The 19,932-nt window shown below is 65.2% G+C and carries 26 protein-coding genes and 7 tRNA genes; 22 read left to right on the top strand and 11 right to left on the bottom strand.

What is annotated here, in order from left to right:
• Nucleotides 1-34: 34 nt before the first annotated feature.
• Nucleotides 35-172: a hypothetical protein gene (locus tag ACTIMO_RS01650; protein ID WP_448181262.1), complete on the bottom strand. Its 138-nt coding sequence runs from the start codon at nucleotides 170-172 to the stop codon at nucleotides 35-37.
• Between the two features lie 446 nt (nucleotides 173-618).
• Between ACTIMO_RS01650 and ACTIMO_RS01645 the strand changes: the two genes are divergently transcribed.
• Nucleotides 619-861 carry a hypothetical protein gene (locus tag ACTIMO_RS01645; RefSeq protein WP_448181261.1) on the top strand — a complete coding sequence of 81 codons (243 nt, stop codon included), beginning with the start codon at nucleotides 619-621 and terminating at the stop codon, nucleotides 859-861.
• A 63-nt stretch (nucleotides 862-924) separates the two neighbouring features.
• On the opposite strand, the gene ACTIMO_RS01640 is transcribed toward ACTIMO_RS01645, so the two are convergent.
• Nucleotides 925-1,458, bottom strand: a complete 534-nt coding sequence (locus ACTIMO_RS01640) for a hypothetical protein (RefSeq protein WP_448181260.1) — start codon at nucleotides 1,456-1,458, stop codon at nucleotides 925-927.
• A 316-nt stretch (nucleotides 1,459-1,774) separates the two neighbouring features.
• Here ACTIMO_RS01640 and ACTIMO_RS01635 point away from each other — a divergent pair, with 316 nt between their 5' ends.
• The 4 genes from ACTIMO_RS01635 (at nucleotide 1,775) to ACTIMO_RS01620 (ending at nucleotide 4,352) form a co-directional block, all read left to right on the top strand.
• Nucleotides 1,775-2,194, top strand: a complete 420-nt coding sequence (locus tag ACTIMO_RS01635) for a hypothetical protein (protein WP_448181259.1) — start codon at nucleotides 1,775-1,777, stop codon at nucleotides 2,192-2,194.
• Nucleotides 2,195-2,295: 101 nt separating this feature from the next.
• Nucleotides 2,296-2,862: a hypothetical protein gene (locus ACTIMO_RS01630; protein WP_448181258.1), complete on the top strand. Its 567-nt coding sequence runs from the start codon at nucleotides 2,296-2,298 to the stop codon at nucleotides 2,860-2,862.
• Between the two features lie 51 nt (nucleotides 2,863-2,913).
• Nucleotides 2,914-3,696: a DUF6994 family protein gene (locus tag ACTIMO_RS01625; RefSeq protein WP_448181257.1), complete on the top strand. Its 783-nt coding sequence runs from the start codon at nucleotides 2,914-2,916 to the stop codon at nucleotides 3,694-3,696.
• Between the two features lie 65 nt (nucleotides 3,697-3,761).
• Nucleotides 3,762-4,352: a 5' nucleotidase, NT5C type gene (locus ACTIMO_RS01620; protein ID WP_448181256.1), complete on the top strand. Its 591-nt coding sequence runs from the start codon at nucleotides 3,762-3,764 to the stop codon at nucleotides 4,350-4,352.
• Nucleotides 4,353-5,171: 819 nt separating this feature from the next.
• On the opposite strand, the gene ACTIMO_RS01615 is transcribed toward ACTIMO_RS01620, so the two are convergent.
• On the bottom strand, nucleotides 5,172-5,447 hold the full coding sequence (locus tag ACTIMO_RS01615) for a hypothetical protein (RefSeq protein ID WP_448181255.1): 276 nt from the start codon (nucleotides 5,445-5,447) through the stop codon (nucleotides 5,172-5,174).
• Nucleotides 5,448-5,704: 257 nt separating this feature from the next.
• Here ACTIMO_RS01615 and ACTIMO_RS01610 point away from each other — a divergent pair, with 257 nt between their 5' ends.
• The 7 genes from ACTIMO_RS01610 (at nucleotide 5,705) to ACTIMO_RS01580 (ending at nucleotide 10,041) form a co-directional block, all read left to right on the top strand.
• Nucleotides 5,705-6,061: a hypothetical protein gene (locus tag ACTIMO_RS01610; RefSeq protein WP_448181254.1), complete on the top strand. Its 357-nt coding sequence runs from the start codon at nucleotides 5,705-5,707 to the stop codon at nucleotides 6,059-6,061.
• A gap of 87 nt (nucleotides 6,062-6,148) precedes the next feature.
• On the top strand, nucleotides 6,149-6,643 hold the full coding sequence (locus ACTIMO_RS01605; protein ID WP_448181253.1) for a hypothetical protein: 495 nt from the start codon (nucleotides 6,149-6,151) through the stop codon (nucleotides 6,641-6,643).
• 303 nt (nucleotides 6,644-6,946) lie between these two features.
• A complete protein-coding gene (locus ACTIMO_RS01600) occupies nucleotides 6,947-7,603 on the top strand; it encodes an Ltp family lipoprotein (protein ID WP_448181252.1) in 657 nt (218 codons plus the stop codon).
• Nucleotides 7,604-7,705: 102 nt separating this feature from the next.
• Nucleotides 7,706-8,113, top strand: a complete 408-nt coding sequence (locus tag ACTIMO_RS01595) for a hypothetical protein (RefSeq protein ID WP_448181251.1) — start codon at nucleotides 7,706-7,708, stop codon at nucleotides 8,111-8,113.
• Nucleotides 8,114-8,166: 53 nt separating this feature from the next.
• Nucleotides 8,167-8,424 (top strand): hypothetical protein, encoded by a 258-nt coding sequence (locus tag ACTIMO_RS01590; protein WP_448181250.1) that lies wholly within the window; start codon nucleotides 8,167-8,169, stop codon nucleotides 8,422-8,424.
• A gap of 57 nt (nucleotides 8,425-8,481) precedes the next feature.
• The gene (locus tag ACTIMO_RS01585) at nucleotides 8,482-9,234 is read left to right on the top strand and encodes a hypothetical protein (RefSeq protein WP_448181249.1); all 753 of its coding nucleotides are present in this window, start codon (nucleotides 8,482-8,484) and stop codon (nucleotides 9,232-9,234) included.
• A 60-nt stretch (nucleotides 9,235-9,294) separates the two neighbouring features.
• The gene (locus ACTIMO_RS01580; RefSeq protein ID WP_448181248.1) at nucleotides 9,295-10,041 is read left to right on the top strand and encodes a hypothetical protein; all 747 of its coding nucleotides are present in this window, start codon (nucleotides 9,295-9,297) and stop codon (nucleotides 10,039-10,041) included.
• A 2-nt stretch (nucleotides 10,042-10,043) separates the two neighbouring features.
• On the opposite strand, the gene ACTIMO_RS01575 is transcribed toward ACTIMO_RS01580, so the two are convergent.
• A complete protein-coding gene (locus tag ACTIMO_RS01575; protein WP_448181247.1) occupies nucleotides 10,044-10,223 on the bottom strand; it encodes a helix-turn-helix domain-containing protein in 180 nt (59 codons plus the stop codon).
• Nucleotides 10,224-10,381: 158 nt separating this feature from the next.
• On the opposite strand from ACTIMO_RS01575, the gene ACTIMO_RS01570 reads away from it, so the two are divergent.
• The 6 genes from ACTIMO_RS01570 to ACTIMO_RS01545 all read left to right on the top strand — a co-directional run bounded on the left by ACTIMO_RS01570 (nucleotide 10,382) and on the right by ACTIMO_RS01545 (nucleotide 12,523).
• Nucleotides 10,382-10,711: a hypothetical protein gene (locus ACTIMO_RS01570; protein ID WP_448181246.1), complete on the top strand. Its 330-nt coding sequence runs from the start codon at nucleotides 10,382-10,384 to the stop codon at nucleotides 10,709-10,711.
• 699 nt (nucleotides 10,712-11,410) lie between these two features.
• Nucleotides 11,411-11,483, top strand: a tRNA-Trp gene (locus ACTIMO_RS01565).
• Between the two features lie 180 nt (nucleotides 11,484-11,663).
• Nucleotides 11,664-11,746: transfer RNA gene (locus ACTIMO_RS01560), tRNA-Tyr, on the top strand.
• An 18-nt stretch (nucleotides 11,747-11,764) separates the two neighbouring features.
• A tRNA-Leu gene (locus ACTIMO_RS01555) sits at nucleotides 11,765-11,847 on the top strand.
• Between the two features lie 25 nt (nucleotides 11,848-11,872).
• Nucleotides 11,873-11,945: transfer RNA gene (locus ACTIMO_RS01550), tRNA-Ala, on the top strand.
• A 74-nt stretch (nucleotides 11,946-12,019) separates the two neighbouring features.
• Nucleotides 12,020-12,523 carry an HAD domain-containing protein gene (locus tag ACTIMO_RS01545; RefSeq protein WP_448181245.1) on the top strand — a complete coding sequence of 168 codons (504 nt, stop codon included), beginning with the start codon at nucleotides 12,020-12,022 and terminating at the stop codon, nucleotides 12,521-12,523.
• Here the strand turns inward: ACTIMO_RS01545 and ACTIMO_RS01540 are convergent.
• The gene (locus tag ACTIMO_RS01540) at nucleotides 12,520-12,891 is read right to left on the bottom strand and encodes a hypothetical protein (RefSeq protein ID WP_448181244.1); all 372 of its coding nucleotides are present in this window, start codon (nucleotides 12,889-12,891) and stop codon (nucleotides 12,520-12,522) included. The two genes, ACTIMO_RS01545 and ACTIMO_RS01540, sit on opposite strands and share 4 nt — an antisense overlap.
• An 87-nt stretch (nucleotides 12,892-12,978) precedes the next feature.
• Here ACTIMO_RS01540 and ACTIMO_RS01535 point away from each other — a divergent pair.
• From ACTIMO_RS01535 to ACTIMO_RS01520, 4 genes are all read left to right on the top strand, one after another.
• Nucleotides 12,979-13,050 (top strand) — tRNA-Lys (locus tag ACTIMO_RS01535).
• Nucleotides 13,051-13,294: 244 nt separating this feature from the next.
• Nucleotides 13,295-13,367, top strand: a tRNA-Asn gene (locus ACTIMO_RS01530).
• Between the two features lie 180 nt (nucleotides 13,368-13,547).
• Nucleotides 13,548-13,621, top strand: a tRNA-Gln gene (locus ACTIMO_RS01525).
• Nucleotides 13,622-13,699: 78 nt separating this feature from the next.
• Nucleotides 13,700-14,890, top strand: coding sequence for an RtcB family protein (locus ACTIMO_RS01520; protein WP_448181243.1), 1,191 nt, complete (start codon nucleotides 13,700-13,702; stop codon nucleotides 14,888-14,890).
• Nucleotides 14,891-15,178: 288 nt separating this feature from the next.
• Here the strand turns inward: ACTIMO_RS01520 and ACTIMO_RS01515 are convergent, their stop codons facing one another.
• The 6 genes from ACTIMO_RS01515 to ACTIMO_RS01490 form a co-directional block, all read right to left on the bottom strand.
• Nucleotides 15,179-16,516, bottom strand: coding sequence for a tyrosine-type recombinase/integrase (locus ACTIMO_RS01515; protein WP_448181242.1), 1,338 nt, complete (start codon nucleotides 16,514-16,516; stop codon nucleotides 15,179-15,181).
• The gene (locus ACTIMO_RS01510) at nucleotides 16,513-16,737 is read right to left on the bottom strand and encodes a helix-turn-helix transcriptional regulator (protein ID WP_448181241.1); all 225 of its coding nucleotides are present in this window, start codon (nucleotides 16,735-16,737) and stop codon (nucleotides 16,513-16,515) included. Before ACTIMO_RS01510 ends, ACTIMO_RS01515 begins: the two co-directional genes overlap by 4 nt.
• Before the next feature lie 330 nt (nucleotides 16,738-17,067).
• Entirely contained in the window at nucleotides 17,068-17,541 is a 474-nt protein-coding gene (locus ACTIMO_RS01505) for a DUF5684 domain-containing protein (RefSeq protein WP_448181240.1), read from the bottom strand.
• A gap of 127 nt (nucleotides 17,542-17,668) precedes the next feature.
• Nucleotides 17,669-17,935: a hypothetical protein gene (locus ACTIMO_RS01500; protein WP_157365717.1), complete on the bottom strand. Its 267-nt coding sequence runs from the start codon at nucleotides 17,933-17,935 to the stop codon at nucleotides 17,669-17,671.
• 101 nt (nucleotides 17,936-18,036) lie between these two features.
• Complete coding sequence (locus tag ACTIMO_RS01495; RefSeq protein WP_448181239.1) at nucleotides 18,037-19,356, bottom strand: alpha-amylase family glycosyl hydrolase; 1,320 nt, start codon at nucleotides 19,354-19,356, stop codon at nucleotides 18,037-18,039.
• 68 nt (nucleotides 19,357-19,424) lie between these two features.
• Nucleotides 19,425-19,871: a hypothetical protein gene (locus ACTIMO_RS01490; RefSeq protein ID WP_448181238.1), complete on the bottom strand. Its 447-nt coding sequence runs from the start codon at nucleotides 19,869-19,871 to the stop codon at nucleotides 19,425-19,427.
• Nucleotides 19,872-19,932: the final 61 nt, after the last annotated feature.

Here is a 19,932-nt window from a genome sequence, read left to right as displayed (position 1 = left end):
CAGCTTGAGGATCAGTGAGCGACAGAGGAGATCGCTACTGACGGTCAGCGAGCAGTTCACACACGCCTTCCATGAGCAGCATGCGCTCCAGGTCCGGCAGCGGCATCAGCCCATACAAGAAGCCTTCCACGTCAATCTCGTCGAGCCGGCCGGTTAGACCGATGTACTGCACCCATACATCCCACGGATTAATGCTCTGATCCTGGAGTGTCTGCAGAATGCTCCTGCTGTGACCCTCAAAGCGAGGCTCGCCCTTCACCGTCAATCCCTACCTGTCAGTACCTCGGTTTTCTGGTCTGATTCCAGCGTAGAAGCGGCAGCGGGGCACCGGGCGTCTGTCTATAGGTTGTGCAGGAAGGAAATCCCGCCTACCGCCAATCTGCGGTCCCGAACCCCTTCATCAGCGCTATGGCTTCGCGTAGAAAAAGGGTAGTAGCTCACCCACAGGTGGTGCGGCGTCGGCCGCGCCCAATCCGTCGAGCTGTGCACAGCCCTCGTCGAGCACAAGTGGAACGAATCGATCATCCGCCCCCTGCTCGCCGGCGTCGACCCCGAAGCACCAACGCTCTTCTGACCATGGAAGGTCCCACTTGACCATCGCCTATCAGGCCCAGGGTGATGGGCGCGTGGGGCACCGATGGATGGGACGCCGGGTCCTGGCCCTACGTTTTTTTCGCCACCGCCACCCACCGAGACGAGACCGGCACCCTGTATAGGTACGGGACCTACATCGAGGGCGACACCTACACGCGCGGTGGGATGGGGTCGTTCCAGGACGTGGGCTATGAGGCCGCAGGGTACGCCGTCAACCGCCTGCGCATTGCACTGCGGCGCGGACGGTCCTGGTTCCTGCACGGTTGAGCATCGCGGACAAGAGGAAGCCCCCAGCGACTGCCGGGGGCCTTGTCGTTCCAGTGGCTATGACTACTCCGAATTCTCGGCGTGCCCGTAATGAGGGCACACAGTATCCGCTGGCGAATGCGCCCCGACCTCCGCGGCAGCTGGCAGGAGCCCCTGGCATCTGGAGCACAGGACAAGGCTCTTCTGAGCCCGATCCATCTCCATGATCTTCTTCGTTCGCTCGTTCGCGATGTAGCTCGCTGCGTAGGCCGCCAATCCCGCCACGGCGACAGCTTGGCCCGACCGCTGCAGGATGATCTTCCCGCCGGCGATTCCATACCCGCCGTTCGCAAGGGTGCCCAGGCCGACGCGAGCGAACGTTGCTCCCTGACGCGCCGCACCCTTGAGTGCCATAATCTTCGTGCCGGTACTCGAATCACCCTGCTCAGCCACCCAAATGATGGCCTTCTGTGCGAGATCTCCCGGCGTGCCATTCAACTCCGCAGCGCCTGCCATGGGGCTCGCCAACAGCGGCACTGTGACCGCTTGAACGATTTTCGCCGTCTTTCTTACCGACCTCGCCCTGGCTTTGGCCTGCTGCCTCATCGTGTCCTTCATCTGCTTGCTCCTCTGCCCGCAACCCATGTGCCCGTGCTTGGCACCTTCGCTGCACTCTACTGATCTCGATCCGCCGTCGAACAGGGTGACCGGTACGCGGACGTGGCGGTAGTGGGGTGGCGCCGCATACAAGAGCGTATGGACATCATGAACCGCACCCCGCCGGCGTTCCCACTGGCGGCCAGTTCGCCGCCGCCATCCACTTTGAGCCGCAGCTCTCCTCGCTCCCGCCGTCGAGCGGTCACCGGAAGCCCCGGACTTTGATCCCCAGTTCGAGGCCCCCTACGGCGCCGTCCTCACCAATCAGCTCCTGAAGATGCCGAAGCCGGCGTTCAAGGACACCCGATCTGCTTCCCGCCTGGCCGACTACATCCGCGAGTCCCACCCGGACTACATGGCCGGCGGAACCGCGCTGCACCAGCGCAAGGATGCCTTCGAGATGCTCGAGGGCGAGCTGTCGAACCTGGACGAGGACCGCCGCAAGCACTACGCAGGCCTGATCCGCTTCACTGTGCACAACGAGATGAAGCACTACTCGAACACCGAGCACGTCCTGAGCCCAGACAACGACTACGAGCTCATCATCGAGAAGGCCGACTACGACAACGAGGACGACTTCTGCCACCGCGGCCAGGACGAGAACCGCGAGCAGTGGGAACGCCTGGCCGACACCGCGTGCCTGGCAGCCCTCAACGAGAACATCCACGCCGGCCACCGCCTCCGCGAAGCCGCCTGACCACCAGTGCGTCGAAGGGGCCGTCCATCCGGGCGGCCCCTTTCTCGTACCCGGAGAGGCCTGATCGGGACTCGCTCTATGATCAGGGAGACCCCGACCGAGTGGAGACGACGTTGTCCGATGCAGCTGCCCCGCAAGCCGACCCCACGGTCGCCAGCACGATCACCGACCGCGAGGCGCGCGCGGCTGTGCACGTCCTGCAGGACGTCGCCAGCACGTACAACGGGACGATCACCTACGGGGAGCTGAAGGAGAGGGTCGCCGCGATCACGCACCAGCCCTCAGACCAGGTCGCCAATACGTGGGCGAATCGGGTGCTGAACCGGACGATCCGGATGTGCGAGGCTGACGGGCACCCGCGCCTGACATCGCTGGTGGTCCGGTCGTCGGAAGGCGGCGTCGGAGACGGCTTCAGGGGCGCGGTGCGAGGGTCCGGTCGGGACAACCTCGACGATCCGCACCAGCTCGAGGTCGTTGCCGCCGAAGAGCGACTGGAGTGCTACCGGCGGTTCTGCCCGGACCTGCCCGAGGACGCCGAGCCCACGCTCACGCGACAGTACAAGGACCACGTGATCCGCCGGAACAAGCCCGAGCCGCGGGATCGCCCAAACTGCCCGACCTGCCATGAGCAACTGCCGGCCACCGGCATCTGCGACCGCTGCGACTGACCCGGCACCGAGGTCCGCGGATCTGCGCCGGGGTGCGCCTACGCTTCAGACATGACCGGTCTCAACCTCTCCTTCGACTACCACGCCGACTCAGCCGGGAAGGACCCGGATTCGAGCAGCGCGCGGCTCAAGGCCGATCACCAGTTGCTCTGGACCAAGGAACTGCCCGACGGCAGTCCGTTCGAACTGCATGTCCCGGAAACGGCGAAAGAGCGTCGTAGCAACTACCTGATGTACGACCAAAGCGACGGCAAAAGCTTCACGGTCGGCAGCGACGCCATCACGAACTCCTACACCACATGGACGAAGCTCAAGCCGCTCTTCGAGGGCCTGAGCGATGCTCAGAGGACCCGTTACCTGGACCCTCCGTACACGATCGGCAGCGCCATGATCTGGCCGCTCAGGACGATCCACCTGCCAGCCATGAACACGGCCCGAGGCTTCGGACCCTCCGGCACCTTGATCGCGGACCGGATGGATCTGACCCTCGAGTGCATCCGCCGGCACTACGCGAAGGAGCCTGGTGGCCACCGTGAGGAAGACCCGCTCAGCCCTCTCGGCGACGTCACCACGAAGTACGCGGACTTCTTCGAACTCTTCGACGGGTTCCGTGGGTTCGTCGACTTCTTCCATTTCCAGGACCTCGTGCTGCCCGATTACGACGGCGTCCGGTTCCTCCTGCCCTTCAACGACTTCGCCCGATCGGGGCTGCCGACCACCGTCGATGAGTACGTCACCATCCGGGAGGCGACACTGGACTTCATCGGACGCAGGGGCACCCGGATGGCCGACTGGGTCGAGAAGAACCACCCCGACGTCGAAGTGATTCGCTGATCGGAAGCGCAGCGTTGATACAGCGACCGGTGAAATGTCTGGGGCATGCCGTACACATGTGCGCTATGGCATTCGTAAACGGCTCAGCCCCGACCATCGCCCTCGACCAGGACGGCAACCTCTTCGACTGGAGTACCCGGTTCGCCGACATCCTCCTGGATCTGGACCCCAATTTCCCCGTCGTCGCCGAGGGCCTGCGGACCCACTTCGACTACTTCTGGGTCGACGGCGCGGACAGGAACACGATCCTCGCGGCCCTCAATCACCCCCGCCTCTATGACGACCTCACACCCCTTCCTGGTGCCATCGAAGCGGCTCGGGAGATGCACTCGATGGGCATGGATGTCTTCGTCGTTTCGACTCCGACGTGGACCAATCCGGGGTGCGTTCCCGGCAAGCTGAAGGACCTCGAAAAGCACCTTGGTGAGGGGTGGGACAAGCGCCTGATTCTGACCCATGACAAGACCGTCGTGAGGGCGGATGTCCTGATCGATGACAAGCCTCTGATCACCGGAGCGCACACCCCGTCGTGGGTCCACGTCATGCGCGACCAGGACTACAACCGGTACATCGACACCCCTCACCGGATCACCGACTGGGCGAACTGGAAGGACGTCGTCATGCCCCTCCTCGAGGGCTCCGAGGTGCACGCCTAGGGCTCATCGCCTCCAGCGCAGCAGGTTCCGACAGAGGCCGCTTCCACTTCCGGAGGCGGCCTTCGTCGTGTGCGGGGTCCAAGGGGTCCTGGTCGGCGTCCGGAAGGAGCCGACAGCGGGTGATCGGGCAGTGCTCGTCGATGGAGGTCGAGGCGATGTCGGAGCGGAATCAGCGCTTTCGGCGACAGACTCCTCAATGTCGCTGCAGCGCGGCTGCATATCGGCAGCTGAAGCGTCCGTTGTTCCGATTCCTGCTTCAGGACACAAAAAAGGCCACCCTCTCGGTGGCCGTGGTACCCCTCGTCACTCTCTCTACGTTCCGTTCGATCCTCAGGGTACCACGAATCTCCAAATTCAATGCAAGAGCGCCCAGCGGGGCAATTCGCCTGTCCGACCATTGTCCACGCGTGTCCGACCGCTGTCCGACCACTGGTCGGACACGATTTCGAAGCATCGTGCCTAGTCAGAGCACCATTGGGTATTCCCAATCGGCTTGTCCGACCTGTCCGCCCGAAAAACAGGACACAGTATAAGGAGAGGGTATATATCCCCCTGGAGAGAGGAGGAGGCAACATATATGGGGCCCTATGTGTGGAGTAGTAATTAAGTGGTCGGACAAGTCATATCTATCTATCTATGGCCCCTCCTTCCCTTTGTTTGAGCGGAACTTCTTGTCCGACCACATGGTCGGACAATGGTCGGACAGGATGGACAGTGGTCGGACACGCATCGCGGGCCGATCCTGCCCCTGGCGGACTCCTCGTTGTGGCGGTGGAGGGCCGTGGAGCCTCGTTCTACGCATGCTTCAGGGCAGGAGGATCACATGCCCGCAGCAGCCACACGATCGACCCCGAGGGGTGCCAGCGCCAAGAAGGCTGCGCCCACCCAGCGGACCGCGAGGGCTAAACCCGCACAGTCTCGGGCGGCCTCCTGCAGGACCACGCCGAAGGTGTCCGCCGCCGCTGAGAAGACCAATGCAGGCAAGACCTCCACCCGGACGACCTCCCGTCGGACGGCAGCGCCATCCAAGCCCGCGGCCGCCTCGAAGGCTGCGTCGAAGACCGTGCCGAAGGCGACCGCGAAGACCGGGTCCACAGTGGCATCGACCGCTGCGCCGGCAACCAGGAAGCGGACCTCCCGGGCGCCCCCAGCCCGTCGGCCGTGAGGCGCTCTACTCGGGCAAGATCTTCCGCTCCCGTCTCGAGGCCTGATGGGCGATTTTCCTGGACCTGCTCGACGTCAACTGGGACTACGAACCCAGCCACAACCAGGCCGGCCCGGAGCTCTTCTACCTGCCGGACTTCTACCTCCCCGAGCACCAGCTCTGGCTCTAGGTGAAGGGCTCGGCCTTCATGGACGCACGGTCTTTCGAAAGGATGCTCGACTTCCAGCGCCAGCAGCCCGAAGGCTGGCACCGGATGCAGCTCCAGCAGCTGGCCGCCCGCAACGAGCTGGTCGGCATCGTGAAGGCTGAACGGAAGACCGTTCCGGTCGAGGAGAACGAGCACTTCACGACGCACCCGCTCTCGGCCCTCGAGTTGGAGATCGACCGGCGCATCATCCATGACGACGACAACGACGACGTCCTGTCGACCAAGTCGATCTATGAACTGGCCGCGGACACGGGCCGGGGCTACGGAACCGTCAACATCAAGCTCCTGGCCAAGGCTCGCAAGAGGGCGTGCCGGAACCCGGAGCTCCAGGACTGAGCGAGCACTACAGCCCAGCACCGGCGCCAGTGCTTCATACTGCAGGCGTCCGTGCTGGTTGCTGCCGGCGCCGCACACATATCGGGCATGACGACCTCGCTGACCCAGCCCCGCACCCCCGCCGGCCTTCCCACGGGCGGCCAGTTCTCGGCCGCACTCCACGCAGAACCGGCAGTCACCCTGTCGACCGAGGACCGGCAGCGCGAGCTGTACCTTGCGGCGACCGGCGCGCTGAGCGTCGGTAATCGGACCGCGGCCGTCCGCGAAGCCATCAATGCCCGCGACACCGGCGCCGAGACCTTCAACGACGGTGAGATCGACCTGCTCGACCACCTTGTCGACGACGACCGGGCGCTGCTGAAGGCCCTGCACGACAACCGGAGCCTCGAGGTCGGGGAGCAGGGCGACTTCGGATCGATCCTCGCCACCGACCTGATCGAGAACGCCCACCGGCACGAAGCGGCCCAGATGCAGGCGCAGTGGCGCAGCTCGCCGCGGCCATCGGTCGACGTCGAGCCGGACCTTGCCTACGACATCCGCGACCCGAAACACCCCGGATTCCTGGACCGCGTTCTCGGTTGAACTGGTCATCCCTACCTGCCCGCGGCGGATCCGCCCGCGTGCGCGGCGACGGAAATACCTGTTCGTCCCTGACGCCTGACAGGTGTGATCCCAGGGTCGGTGCCCGGTGCTACCGTTTGTGTTTCTGATCACTTGGGGGAGCCGGTATTCCTGTCTGGAATGCGGGGCGGTTTTGTACGCACCAGTCCTTCGGTGAGCCATTCCGTTTTCCACCAGGGGGAGTCCATCGTGACCCAGTACCAGCCATTTCCGAACCAAGCACCTGAAGCGAAGCCGTCCCGGCCGTGGTTCAAGAAGAAGCGTGTGATCGTCCCTGCGGGGGTCTTGGCACTGTTCATCTTCATCGGAGCGATCGGCGGTGGCGGCGAGGACGAGACTGTCGCGGCCGCGTCCACCGAGACCACCCAGGCCGCCGTTGAGACGACGCCGGCGGCGGAGGAGACCATGTCGGCCGCCGAGGCCAGCGCGTCCGCCGAAGCGCAGGCCAGCGCTGATGCGCAGGAGGCAGCAGAGGCTGAGGCCCAGGCTTCCGCGGACGCCGCAGAAGCGGAGAAGAAGGCGCAGGAGGAGGCTGACGCGAAGGCAGCCGAAGAGGCCGCCGCCGCAGAAGCCGAGAAGAAGAAGGCCGAGGAAGAGGCCGCGGCCAAGGCTGCGGAGGTCGCCAAGAACGGAACCCCCAGCCAGTCCAACGCGCTGCGCAAGGCCGCCGACTACCTGGACTACTCCGCCTTCTCCCAGTCCGGTCTGACCGACCAGCTGATCTTCGAGGAGTTCTCGCCCGAGGACGCCGCCTGGGCCGTCGAGCGTGTGACCGTCGACTGGAACGAGCAGGCCGCGCTGAAGGCCGCCGACTACCTGGAGTACTCGGCGTTCTCCCGGGCCAGCCTGTTCGACCAGCTGGTCTTCGAGGGATTCACCCCGGAGCAGGCCGAGTACGGAGTGAGCACGACCGGACTCTAGCCACACCGCCGGCAGGCATGATGCACCATCGAAGCGGAGGGTCCACCAGGGCCCTCCGCTTTCGTATGCGGGCGACCGTCGTGGAGCCGCACACAACGGGGCATGAGTACCTCACCCCTAGCCCGTGTCGATGCGGGCGTCCCGTCCGGCGGGCAGTTCACTGCACGCCGCCGTACCGAGCCGACAGTTTCGCTCGGTGGTCCGGTCATCCCTGCCGGCCAGCTCCGCGCCCTGACCAATCTCGATCCGATGATGCCGACCATCGACCTGACGGATGACCAGCTGATCGAGCTGCAGGGCTCCGTCGCGGCGTCCGGGGACTTCACCTCCCGGGCTGTCCGCAGGGGCGCCGAGGAGCTGTACCGGAACGAGCGCGGGTATTCGCCCGATGAGTACGCGGAGTATGTCCGGACCGTCGGGGACAGCTCGGCCTATCCCGGAGACTCGAGGGCGGTACGCCGCGACATCGAGCAGATGCGCAAGGACGCACTGCGCGGACGGACGTCGTAGGGGATAGCGCCGCCCTGCACGCCGATCGCGGCTTCCGGTGACAGGCTGTGTGGATGGAAGAACGGATCATCACCGCGGCCATCGGCGCAGCTTTCGTCGGCGTCGGGGTCCTGTGCGCCCTGCTGATCCCACGGATCAACCGGTTCCGTGCCACGCTCAGGAAGCCCGTCAATCCCAGGAGGGCCCTGAGCGTCTTCACGGCGTACGGCATCAGGAACTACATCGGCTTCTGCATCGGGACGGTGCTCTTCGGCCTTCTGCTCATCTTCGTCGGCGCGACCGACCGCGTGCACGGCTGGGAGCGGCAGTAGGCCTCGGCGTCTCTCAGTTCCGGCGCCGGCTGCTCGAGGCGCCGCACACATGGGGGTATGACCACCACACAGAGCCGAGAGTCCAAGGGTCGCCCCACCGGCGGCCAGTTCGCTGCAACCGCACACGCCGAATCCGGTATCAGCCTTGAGCCGCGGAAGCGGAAGGTCACCTCCAAGGGGACCGAGTACATCGTCACGCTGCCCGACGGCACGACAGCGAAGCGCACCAGTGCCCGCGCATACTCGCACGTCGTCGTCGCCAGTGAGGAGCGGCCGGAGCTGGTCATCGCGAACCGGCTGCGCCGCAACGAGGAGATCCGTCTGCAGAGCGAAGCGATCGACCGAGCGCTGGCCAACCCGGTTGCCAAGATCAAGAGCCGCGGCTTCACGCCCACCTCGCCCGATGGCGATCCTGACAAGGACTACCGCGGCGAGCCGTCCTACCACTCCCACGTCGCCACCATCCGCGACCCGCAGACGGGCGAGATCCTCGAGCACACCTGGGCCAACTCGAAGGGCATCTGCCGGGGCGGCTACGAGGAGGACGGCGAGTTCAACGTGCACAAGCCGTCGAATGCCAGGACCTACATGCTCGAGTCGCTGGCCAAGAAGCGCAAGGCCAACGACGAGTACATCGCGGCCAACCTCAAGGACATCGAAGCGGTCGAGGCGGGCACGTACCCCCTCCGCGGCCCGGGCGTCCTGCGCTGGTCGAGTCGGCCGGACCTCGCCCAGAAGGCCGCGTCCGGCGAGTTCACCTACACCGGCCAGACCAGGGAGATCACCGTCCAGGCGATCGACGAGCCGTAGGCCACCTGCGCCGGGGCGGGCACATCCGCTCCGGCGCCGCCCGGCCGCACACAGATAGGCATGAGCAACCAGCAGCGCGTCAGCCGGGGAATACCCACCGGCGGCCAGTTCAGCACCACCTCCCGCCAGGAGTCCGGCGTCACCCTCACGGCGCCGGCACGCAAGCGGGATCGGCGCGGCACCCACTTCACCGTGACCCTGCCGGACGGCACCGTGGCCACTCGGGCAAGCCAGGCCAGCACCTACAGCCATGTCGTCGCAGCCAGTGCGGAGAAGCCCGAGCTGGTCATCAGGGAGCGGTCGCTTCGAGTCAGCGAGAGCGTTGCCCGGATCGAGGTCATCGACCGGGTCATCGCGAACCCCGACATCAAGATGCGCCACGAGCTCGTCTCCCGGGGCTGGGAGGGCGGCACCGATCCCCAGGGTCGGAAGCACTACGGCTCCTGCCGGGCCGTCATCGAGCACCCCGATGGCACGCAGGATCATCCGCTGGCCGCGGTCTACTGCGACAGCTCGGGCACCACGCAGGGCGTGCGCCGGGACGACGGCAGCTACGATTCCTTGGCCCTGCAGTCGGCGCGCGATGCACTACTCGCACAGCTGAAGCGTGAGCGGGCCAAGGAGGAGCGGACCGCCAAGAATGCACTGCGCGACATCGCCAGGGTCGAAGCCGGAACCTACCCGCTCGAGCCCGCGAAGGTGGAGCGCTGGTCCTCACGCGAGGATGCAGCGCTGAAAGCTGTGCGCGGCTTCGACGGGCCGCACCAGACGCGAGAAATCATGGTGCTGCCGGTCGACGAGCCGTAGATCTAGGAGTGCTGCGCTGCCAGGTACTCCTGCAGGGCCGACTCCGGAACGCGGAACGAACGGCCGAACCGAACGCTCGGGAGGGCACCGGAGTTCACCAAGCGGTACACCGTCATCTTCGAGACCCGCATCTGCTCTGCTACCTCTGCCACGGTCACGACCGGACCAATTACTTTGCTCATGTCACTGCTGCCTTTCATCCCAGTAATCCCCACTACTCACTCTGATACCTCTGGCACCACCCGAATAGAGTGGTGACTACCTGTCTTTGGGGAGCTGAAGGCGAGCAAAGATACCTGCCGCTTGACCTGCATCTAGAAGGCAGGGGGTCGAGGGGCCCGTGGCTCGTCGAGGGGAGTTCGACGACGTGCGCCAGGCGCTGGTGCGCAACCCGAACACACCGGGGGATGTGCTGCACTGGTCTGTCGCGTTTCACGACCCCGAGCACGGCCAGGGGCTTCGGTACTCGCGGGATCCTGCGAAGTCCCTGATCACGCCCGTCCTCGAGCACCCGAACGTGGACGATGAGACGCTCAGCCTCATCGCCTCGCAGGGCGACGAGAACGACGGCCGCCGGGCAAGGGCATTGCGAGCCACAAAGTTCCGGTCGGCGTCACCAGCCGGGAAGCTGCGCATCCTCAGGTCACGCGCCAGCAGGTTCCTGCTCTGAGCGCCGGCACGGGTACTCCGACGACCAGCGCCGCACACATGGCTCCCAGGACGAGCCCCGTCCACCCGAGGAGGCAACAGCTGTGAGCTCACCGATGTTCGATCTGCCAGTCCACGCATCCATTGGGCTGAACAGCGACGGCAACGGGCCCGAGTCGGACCCCGCCCTGATCGAATCGACCGTCTGCTGGGAGGACGGCCTGCCCTGGCCCTGCCCCGACGCGGAACCGGAGCTGCCGGCGCTTGGCAGATCGACAATTCCAACCGGCATTGATTCTGTACGCCAATAGGTAATTTCCGCGTCATTCCGGGCATTCAGCGGGACTCCGGAAGCAATTTCCGGAAAACGCCCACACGGCTTTACTTTTGTGGAATGCGTGCCCTAGAGTTCTACATGTTGGTCCGAGTGGACCACGAGCAATCCGAGTGTGAGAGGAAGCCATGAGCGCCACGACGTTTACCGCCGCAGCGAATCGCCGCTTCCTCCTGCCCGCAAACGGATTGAACCTCACGCCAGCCCGCCAAGGGCTGAAGCCGGCCTATGGCCAGCAGTGGGCACATTCACGGCACCGGAGTACTCGACCTTAGCTGCATTGCAGCAGGATCAAGGCCGCTTCGGGTAAGTCCAGCCCAGAGGTGGCCTTCCTTTTTGCCCGGAAACGGGCCGGTCACCTCCGACCAGGATCCGCACGGCGGACCTGGGGATGTAGCTCAGCTGGTAGAGCAACGGTCTCCAAAACCGTAGGCCGCAGGTTCGAACCCTGTCATCCCTGCGCAGTACCCGCACGCCCTCGGGCGATGCAATCGAGTATTGAGAATTCCATAGTGAACGTGATTTCAAGCGCGTGCGGAAGTTGTTGAAGGCCATATTCAGCAGCTGTTATTCCGTCATGCGCAAAAACAGTCGGTGACCGCCCCGCAGGCGCATTGTTTGCGGGGCGGGAACCAGCATTGGCGGATTACCCGAGAGGCCAAAGGGGGCTGACTGTAAATCAGCTGACGCACGTCTACGGGGGTTCGAATCCCTCATCCGCCACGGACCCTCCGGGGCCACGCCCGACTGGCGAAATTTGGCAGACGCACTGGGTTCAGGACTCAGCGCCGCAAGGCATCGGGGTTCGAGTCCCCGGTTGGGCACATGACAGCCGGAAAGACGGCATACGGGGGCATAGCTCAGCTGGTAGAGCACCTGATTTGCCGTCAGTACGTCGCAGGTTCGACCCCTGTTGCCTCCACGGATGTTCCGGACTCTGTAAGTCTGGATGTTCCAGACCACCGATACTCACCGACCCACCTGAAGGGAGGGGCCATGTACGTCTTCCACGACATCGACGGCGCAAGCCACGCCTGCGACAACCACCCTCCCCGCGCGACCACCGGGTGGCTGGGGGACTGGGTGCCCATGACGGTGGCCGGCGCCTACCCCGGCCACATCTCGCTCGAGCTCGTCAGCCAGCTCAACGACTTCACCGCACATCCGGACCTGGTCAACGTGTGGCTGACGAACTGGGAGACCGCAGCCGTCACCGAGTACGCTCCGTCGATCGGGTTGAACGGCACCGATTGGGTGGTACTCGAGGGACTGGAGAACGACGCGTCGTGGGACTGGTGGAAGCTGGCAGTTTTGCGTCACTTCCTCGGGGATCAGCCCGCCGAACCCTTCATCTGGATCGACGATGACATCGGATCCCACCCCAGCGCCCTGGAGTGGATCGACTCTCTGGCGGTCAAGCCGCTCATCGTGATCCCCAAGACAGGCCGCGGCATCACCCGGGCCGACATGGCCTTGATGCGGGCGTTTGGCGGCCGTTAGTCGAGGTTGATCGACGAGTGGTTCTCCGCGCAGGCATCGACAACCCGATTCCGCTGCATGAAGTACGCCACGCCGCTGTCCTCACTGAAGCTGGACTCGTACTCAGCGGCGTAGTCGTGTGCCTCCTGAATTGTCAGCCGCACCTCGCCCTCGGCGATGTCAGCCGCCCGACCGAGATCGTCGACGTGGCTCGAGAAAGCGCCCTTCGCCTCGTCCGGAGTGGAGTCCGGATCGTCGATGACGGCATCCAGATATGTCGCCGATGACTCGACCGCTTCGCAGGCGTCGGCACTGTTGGGGGATCCGCAGGCGCTCAGGGGCACCATCACGAGTGCGGCAAGTGCGAAGACAGCAGGACGACGATTCACGGATTCCCCCAAGGTGATCTGACACAGAGACTCTCGAATCCTAATCGGCTCCGAGTGAGCATCATGACGGCCGGAAAGACGGCACCTGCCTCTGTAGCTGAGATGGTTTAGCATCTGACTCTTAATCAGAAGACCCGGGTTCGATCCCCGGTGGGGGCACGCAGTACGACGACACCGCGCGCGGCAGGACGCAGCCACATGAATGCCGGCGGACACCGGGGTCGACGTATGCCGAACAGGGAGCCTTCCCTGGCTGCCGTGCATGCAGCCGAAACAGGCCACCGTCCGGCTGGAGCCGCAGGCAGGTCGACCCTGCTCAGGCGCGGAGTTGCCCGCGCCGCGGATGCACCTCCAGCCGGACCCAATCTTCCCGGGGCAACCCGGGGCGGCGGACAACCGCCATTCCCCCGTAGCTCAACTGGCAGAGCATCGCACTGTTAATTCGAGGGTTAAGGGTTCAAATCCTGTCGGGGGAGCAGTGCGCACAGAGATCGAGGCGCAATCGTCCCGTTGTGCCCGGTGGAAGCCCGGACCGTACTCCATGGGGTAACTGGCATCCCGCCGAGCTCTGGACTCGGAGATTCCTGGTTCGAATCCAGGTGGAGTAGCGCGATGAGCGCGGGGAAGACCACCGCCTCCGCCGCACACATGCCCCTTGCCCTGTGGGCGAACTGGGAGAGCCGCCGGGCTTTGGACCCGGAGTTTCCAGGTTCGAATCCTGGTTGGGCAGCACACCGCCGCATCACGCGGCATAACTTCGCCCCCTACACCGCGGGGACGACGATCAAGCCTTGAAGGAGGCCGCACCATGGAATTCCCCATAGCGCTCAGCGGCGCCAAAGCATCAACCCTCATGTGGGCACCCGAGCACGAAGTCGAGCTGGCCGCCCTCCAGCAGCTGCGCAACATCGCGGCTCTCGATTATGTTCATGGGCTTCGGGTGATGCCTGACGTCCACTTGGGCAAGGGAGCAACGGTCGGATCCGTCATCGCGATGGAGTCGGCCATCTCCCCGAGCGCCGTCGGCGTCGACATCGGCTGCGGCGTCTCCGCGGTTCGCACTTCGCTCACGGCCGCCGATCTGCCCGAGGACCTCAAGCCCCTACGACTGGCAGTGGAGGCCACCATCCCGGTCGGCTTTCGCGGCCACGACGAGCGACTGAACCTCAAGCGCCTCGGTGTGACGGCCGGTCTGGATGCGTTCTGGGGCAGGTTTAAGGACCTCCACAGCGGCGTCCAGAAGCTCGAATCGAGGGCCCACTCGCAGCTCGGATCGCTCGGGGGAGGCAACCACTTCCTCGAGATCACCCTCGACTCCGAAGACCGCGTGTGGCTCACGTTGCACTCGGGGAGCAGGAACATCGGCAAGGAGCTGGCGGAGCGGCACATCTCGATCGCGAAGACCCTGCCGCAGAACCAGGACCTGCCAGACCGGGACCTCGCGGTCTTCCTCAAGGGGTCGCCCGAGATGGACGCCTACCGGCGCGACCTCGACTGGGCGCAGGAGTTCGCGATGCGTTCCCGCAAGATCATGATGGAGCTCTTCAAGGACACCCTCCGGTCCTCGCTGCCGACGGCGGACATCCGCTTCGACAATGAGATCTCGTGCCACCACAACTACGTGGCCGAGGAGGAGGTCGACGGCCGCCCCATGCTCGTCACCCGCAAGGGTGCCATCCGCGCGGGCTCCGGCGACCTGGGCCTGATCCCGGGGTCGATGGGAACCGGCTCGTACATCGTGCGCGGGCTCGGGAACCCGGCCTCGTTCCAGTCAGCGTCCCACGGCGCTGGCCGGCGCATGAGCCGGACCAAGGCCAAGGTGACGTACACGGTCGAGGACCTCATCGAGCAGACGCTCGGCGTCGAGTCCCGCAAGGACTCCGGCATCGTCGATGAGATCCCCGGCGCCTACAAGGACCTCAGCAAGGTCATCGCGGCGCAGTCCGACCTGGTCGACGTCGTGCAGCACCTGCGCACGATCCTCTGCGTGAAGGGCTGAACTACCGGCGGTGCAGGGCGAGCTGCACCGCCATCGGGCTCCCTAGCTCAACGGATAGAGCACCTGAATACGGATCAGGCGGTTGTGGTTCGACACCCCAGGCGGGCACGGATGGACGGACCTCCGCACACATGAGCGGCAGCGCCCATCACCGAGAAAGGAGACCCATAACCGAAGACAACGGGACAGCGCCGAAGGCGCCGGGAGCCCTCGTCGATGCCTACGCTGCGGCGAAGGCACAGCCGAAGCCGGAGGAGCCAGATTTAGGCGTAATCCTTGAGCCTCGGATCAGATGCGGCCGCGCAACTTCTCTCTGACTTCTGCCTCTTGTCCCTTGCCATTAGGTGCCACACTGGCTTGTGTCCCGCGCATCATCGCCTGCATCAAATCCGTCGAGTCAGGGGCTCGCCTACGATCTCTCACATAGGACTTGAGCGTCTCAGCGGGCGAGATGTGGCCTAACTGCTTCTGCGCGACTTCTACGCCCACAGCTTCGGCGAGCATCGTGCCAAGCGTGCGCCGGAACGTATGCGGGGTAACGGTCGCTAGGTCCACCTCTTGAGGAACGTCAAGACTCGAGGCCAAATCGGTGCGGACGACTCTCCACCGACCCCTCCAGTTGGCGGGCTGCATCCATGAACCATTTCGTGCCGGAAAAATTGCACCATTCGGATTGTCGCCAGTCTGAGTGGCTCGCCGCCTGCGCAACGTCTCGGCAACACGTGAGTCGAGTTGAAGTTCGTTCTGCCCTCTGCTGTTCTTGATGAAGTTGTGGCGCACTATCCCCTTCCCCTTCTCCATACCCACCTTCCCATTGACGAAAAGCTTGTAAGGGCCATCCGGGCGATCAATGTCTACATCACACCAGCGAAGACCGAGTAGCTCGGAAATCCGTACCCCCGTGGCCAGGAGGAGCTCGACGCCGTCGGGAACGTCCAAGTTTGCTTTCGGGCCTGGACGGCATGGCGGAGCTTCACAGTGCGAGCGGACAGCAGACAGGAAGGCAGCTACATCAACCGCTTCGATAATGTTCACCTCCCGCTTCTGGACAGCAGGGAGTCGGGAGACGTCTCGTACGGGGTTCCACGTCATCGCACCTTGACCTGCGGCCCACTTGCAGAGGCTGGACAGGACGACGCGATTTATCGCAGCCTTCCTGCGCAGACGCTGCCCTTCCGGGATGCTGTGGAGATACCGGGCACAGGATGCGACGGTGATTTCCTGCACGGGGAGTTGGCCGAGGGCGGGTAAAATATCCTGCCGGCACACCCGCACGTATTCAGCTGCAGTGCTGGCCCGCACCTCGTTCGACTCCTGGATATGGACAATCCATAGCTGGATGACGTCCGAGAACCGGAGCACATCGGGCTCGACAGGGGCGTTGCGTTTCGCCCACCCTTCATGGTCGGCCTCCCTAAGAGCACTCAAAGACCGGAGGACAGCCCTCTCAGCGCTGCGCGCCGTCTTCCCTGAGTACTGACGCTGAATCCACTTTCCGTCCAGGTTTTTGTACCTACCGCTTGAGTGCCAAAGCCCTTCCGGCCCCAGTTTTGCTCGCTGGATGCTGCCCAGTGATCCAGGCTCGATACGTCCGGGCTTGCTGGCTCCAGTGCCGGGTGCTTTCATGCCGCTGCCGTTCCGGGAACGATTTGCGGTTCCAGCCACGCGATGATCTCGGACTTGCGGTACAGAACTCGCCCGTCGGCGACGGGGATGAAGCTTGGTCCGGTTCTTTTGCTGGCCCAGTTCGCCAGAGTGCCGGGAGAGCGCCGAAGGAGAAGGGCTGCTTCGTCTCGCGAAAGGAGTGGGGGGAGGGCTGAAAGCTCCTCGGTAAGGGTCGTGTTCATATGGGCTTCTATGCCGCAAGGGTGGCGACGGGTGCTGGTTCTACGCCCACAGCCGTTTCTTGGGTTGAGATAACACGGAAAATAACACTCCGGTGTGAGAGGACGTGATTGTGGGTGAATCAACCAGCCCACAGGATCACCCCCCAAGGGGGTGTTTGCGCAGGTCAGGTTGGGTTTCGTGAAAAGACGTGATTCAGTATGAAGTCGGTATCTCTGAGAAAAGGTCGGGGGTTCGATTCCCCCAAGCTCCACAGTTCCCGTCCACGGACGAAGCGAGGCCCTTGGTCACCAGGGGCCTCGCTTCGTCCGTGGTGCAGCGGTGTGGTCAGGTCACCGGGGCTGGTACTGGCCCGGCTGGTAGGAACCGGCCGCGCCGTACCCCTGCTGGGGCGCCTGTCCGAGCGGGTAGCGCGCTGCGTCGGGGCCGAGGTAGCGGGCGCCGCCGTAGGACAGGACGAAGTACATGATCAGGCTGAAGAAGAAGATGAGCACTGCTGTCCCGGCGCCCTTGCCGAACACCTTGGCGAGGTTGATGGCGAGCAGGACGAGCAGGACGATGTTCGCGACCGGGATGAAGGACAGGATCACGAGCCACGGGGACAGGCCCGAGATCTTCAGGAGCACGATGATGTTGTAGAGGGGGACGAAGGCGGCCCACGCGGGCTGTCCGGCCTTCTTGAAGATCCCCATGAGCGCGAAGCCGGTGATGGCGAGAGCGATCACGGCGCCGAGGAGGCCACCGACGGCAGCGCCGGCGGCCGCTGCGGGGTCGGTCGTGGTGGTCGTGGTGGTCGTGGAGGTCATCGCCGGGATCATGCCTGCGGCAAGGGCGGAAGTCAGTGTCGTATCGCGAACAGTACCGTCGTTTTAATGAATTCGGGACGAACTGTGGCTGGCCGTTCCGTGGCTCGCCGCGGCAGAGGCTCGGACCTCACTCCTCGGCGGACCTGCGGGTCCAGGGCCGCGCGGCCACGATGCGGGCCAGGGGCGCGAGCCAGGACATCACGACGAGCAGTGTGAAGGTGCTGCTGAGGGAGGAGCCGAGGCTCGTCGACGGCAGCAGCTGGTGCACCCCGACGAGGATCACCGCCACGAGCATGAGCTTCTTCACGCCGTTCAGGACGTGGAGCGGAACGGGCCGGGGCCAGGGCGTGAAATCGACCGGGTCCTGGGTCTCCCGGGCATCCTGCGGACTCATCGCGACCCCCTTCCTCTGCATCTTGGCTGCATCGTGTGCACCCATTATCCCCACGGAGGCCCGGCAGGGCACGCTGCCGGGCGGTCGACGACGGGGAGCCGTCAGCCGAGGACCGCCCAACCGCGTGCAGGCACGAGCGCTCCGGCGCCGTCGACGGCCGCTTCCCCCGCGAGGACGCCCGCGGCGCCACCCACGTCGACCCGTGCGGGCCCGTGCGAGAGATTGAGGGCCACCACCAGTTCCTCGGGCCCCTCGGCCGTGACGCGGTAGGCCAGCACCTCGTTGGAGAGCTGCAGCACCTGCGTCGTCGCCCGGTGCAGCCACGCGTGCCGGCGACGCAGGCCGACGAGCTGCTGATGGACGGCGAACACGCCCTGGCCGACCGATGAGAGGTCAGCGGGTGCGGGCGGGAACAACGGCCTGACGTCGTCGTCGCCGCCCGCCCTGTCCTCCTTCACACCGCGATACCCCTGCTCGTCGCCGTAGTAGACGGAAGGGGTCCCGCCGAGCGTCATGAGGAGGACGACGGCGTGCGCCACGAGGGCCGGATCGGTGAGCCTGCTGGCGATGCGCGTGACGTCGTGGTTGCCGACGAACGTGAGCGGCACATAGGACGCCAGCAGGGCATTGTGCCGTTCGAGCGCCGCGGACAGTTCGAAGAAGTTGGCGTCGTTGAGCGAGCTCCAGATGGCCTTCCACAGTCCGTACTGGGTCGCGGCGTCGAGACCGCCCGCGCCGACCTCGGCCGCGTAGTCGCCGTGGATGTACTCGCCGACCAGGTAGGCGTCGGGATGGGCGGACCGGACCCGGGCCGTGACGTCGGCCCAGAACGGCGCCGGGACGGCATAGGCGGCATCGAGTCGCCAGCCGTCCGCTCCGCGGTCCAGCCAGTACCCCATGACCTCGACCACGAGATCAGCGACGGCGGGCTCGCGGTGATCGAGGGCGACGAGGTGGTGGTGGCCCTCGAAGTCTCGATAGCCGGGTTCGGTCCCCGGGCCTGCGCCGTCGGGCCAGTCCAGGACGAACCAGCGGGCACTTCCCGCTCCCGGTCCTTCGGCGAGGACCTCCTGGAACGGCTGGAAGGACCGGCCCACGTGGTTGAACACCCCGTCCAGCAGGATCCTCAGCCCGCGCCGGTGGGCCTCGGCGACCAGGGTGTCGAAGTCATCGAGTGTGCCGAGGCGGGCGTCGATCCGGAAGTAGTCGGTGGTGTCGTAGCCGTGCGTCTCGGAGGCGAACACCGGTCCGAGGGCCAGCCCCGACGCGCCCAGCTCCACCGCGTAGTCCAACCACGGAAGCAGGTCCAGGAGCCGATGCTCCGCGGCGGGCCGGTCGGTGGCGGTCTTCTCCGCCCCGACGAAGCCGAGGGGGTATACCTGCCACCAGATGACGTGCTCTACCCAGGGGGCGCTCTTCACGGGCAACGGCCTTCCAGCTGGTGGTCGCCGACCGAGGGTCGGCGTACCGCTCCGACGGACCGGCCCGATCAGCCTACGCGGCCGAGAAGGTGTCCGCCGGATGCGAGTTGGTGGACGTCGGCGGGCTGCAGGTGGGCGGCCTCGGCGATGTCGACAATCGCAGCTCCGCCGTCAGCGGCCACGAGCACTGCCGTCTCGAGCTCGTCGGTGATCTGGTCCAGGTGCCACCGGACGTCCTCGAGATCGGCGGCTGCGGCTGCGACCCGGCGGAGTGCCGGGGAGAGGGGGAGGGCGAGATCCTTCGGCTCCTCGTGGGAGAGCTGGAAGCCGCAGGTGCAGGCCCAGACGAGTTCGACGTCGAACCCTCCGGCCGGCTGCTCGATCATGCCGTAGGAGGTGCCGCGCCAGGAGGTCTCGCGCAGGGTCATCGGCCCGCCACAGTGGAGGGGCGCTCCGACGGCGGTGTCACCGGCACCCAGGGAGCCACGGATGGTTTCACTGATGGTCTGCGTCATTGCCCGCCCTCTCGCTCAGGAATACGAACCGTACTGTCAACTAGTTCGGCTAACTAGTTAT

This window comes from Arthrobacter sp. CP30, assembly GCF_053470025.1.
This window is presented reverse-complemented; position numbering and strand designations above follow the sequence as displayed.

Coding starts and splice junctions, on each gene's coding strand:
- ACTIMO_RS01645 (WP_448181261.1), top strand. CDS start 619: ATGGGCGCGTGGGGCACCGATGGATGGGACGCCGGGTCCTGGCCCTAC.
- ACTIMO_RS01640 (WP_448181260.1), bottom strand. CDS start 1,458: ATGAAGGACACGATGAGGCAGCAGGCCAAAGCCAGGGCGAGGTCGGTA.
- ACTIMO_RS01635 (WP_448181259.1), top strand. CDS start 1,775: ATGCCGAAGCCGGCGTTCAAGGACACCCGATCTGCTTCCCGCCTGGCC.
- ACTIMO_RS01625 (WP_448181257.1), top strand. CDS start 2,914: ATGACCGGTCTCAACCTCTCCTTCGACTACCACGCCGACTCAGCCGGG.
- ACTIMO_RS01620 (WP_448181256.1), top strand. CDS start 3,762: ATGGCATTCGTAAACGGCTCAGCCCCGACCATCGCCCTCGACCAGGAC.
- ACTIMO_RS01610 (WP_448181254.1), top strand. CDS start 5,705: ATGGACGCACGGTCTTTCGAAAGGATGCTCGACTTCCAGCGCCAGCAG.
- ACTIMO_RS01605 (WP_448181253.1), top strand. CDS start 6,149: ATGACGACCTCGCTGACCCAGCCCCGCACCCCCGCCGGCCTTCCCACG.
- ACTIMO_RS01595 (WP_448181251.1), top strand. CDS start 7,706: ATGAGTACCTCACCCCTAGCCCGTGTCGATGCGGGCGTCCCGTCCGGC.
- ACTIMO_RS01590 (WP_448181250.1), top strand. CDS start 8,167: ATGGAAGAACGGATCATCACCGCGGCCATCGGCGCAGCTTTCGTCGGC.
- ACTIMO_RS01585 (WP_448181249.1), top strand. CDS start 8,482: ATGACCACCACACAGAGCCGAGAGTCCAAGGGTCGCCCCACCGGCGGC.
- ACTIMO_RS01580 (WP_448181248.1), top strand. CDS start 9,295: ATGAGCAACCAGCAGCGCGTCAGCCGGGGAATACCCACCGGCGGCCAG.
- ACTIMO_RS01575 (WP_448181247.1), bottom strand. CDS start 10,223: ATGAGCAAAGTAATTGGTCCGGTCGTGACCGTGGCAGAGGTAGCAGAG.
- ACTIMO_RS01545 (WP_448181245.1), top strand. CDS start 12,020: ATGTACGTCTTCCACGACATCGACGGCGCAAGCCACGCCTGCGACAAC.
- ACTIMO_RS01520 (WP_448181243.1), top strand. CDS start 13,700: ATGGAATTCCCCATAGCGCTCAGCGGCGCCAAAGCATCAACCCTCATG.
- ACTIMO_RS01515 (WP_448181242.1), bottom strand. CDS start 16,516: ATGAAAGCACCCGGCACTGGAGCCAGCAAGCCCGGACGTATCGAGCCT.
- ACTIMO_RS01510 (WP_448181241.1), bottom strand. CDS start 16,737: ATGAACACGACCCTTACCGAGGAGCTTTCAGCCCTCCCCCCACTCCTT.
- ACTIMO_RS01505 (WP_448181240.1), bottom strand. CDS start 17,541: ATGACCTCCACGACCACCACGACCACCACGACCGACCCCGCAGCGGCC.
- ACTIMO_RS01500 (WP_157365717.1), bottom strand. CDS start 17,935: ATGAGTCCGCAGGATGCCCGGGAGACCCAGGACCCGGTCGATTTCACG.
- ACTIMO_RS01490 (WP_448181238.1), bottom strand. CDS start 19,871: ATGACGCAGACCATCAGTGAAACCATCCGTGGCTCCCTGGGTGCCGGT.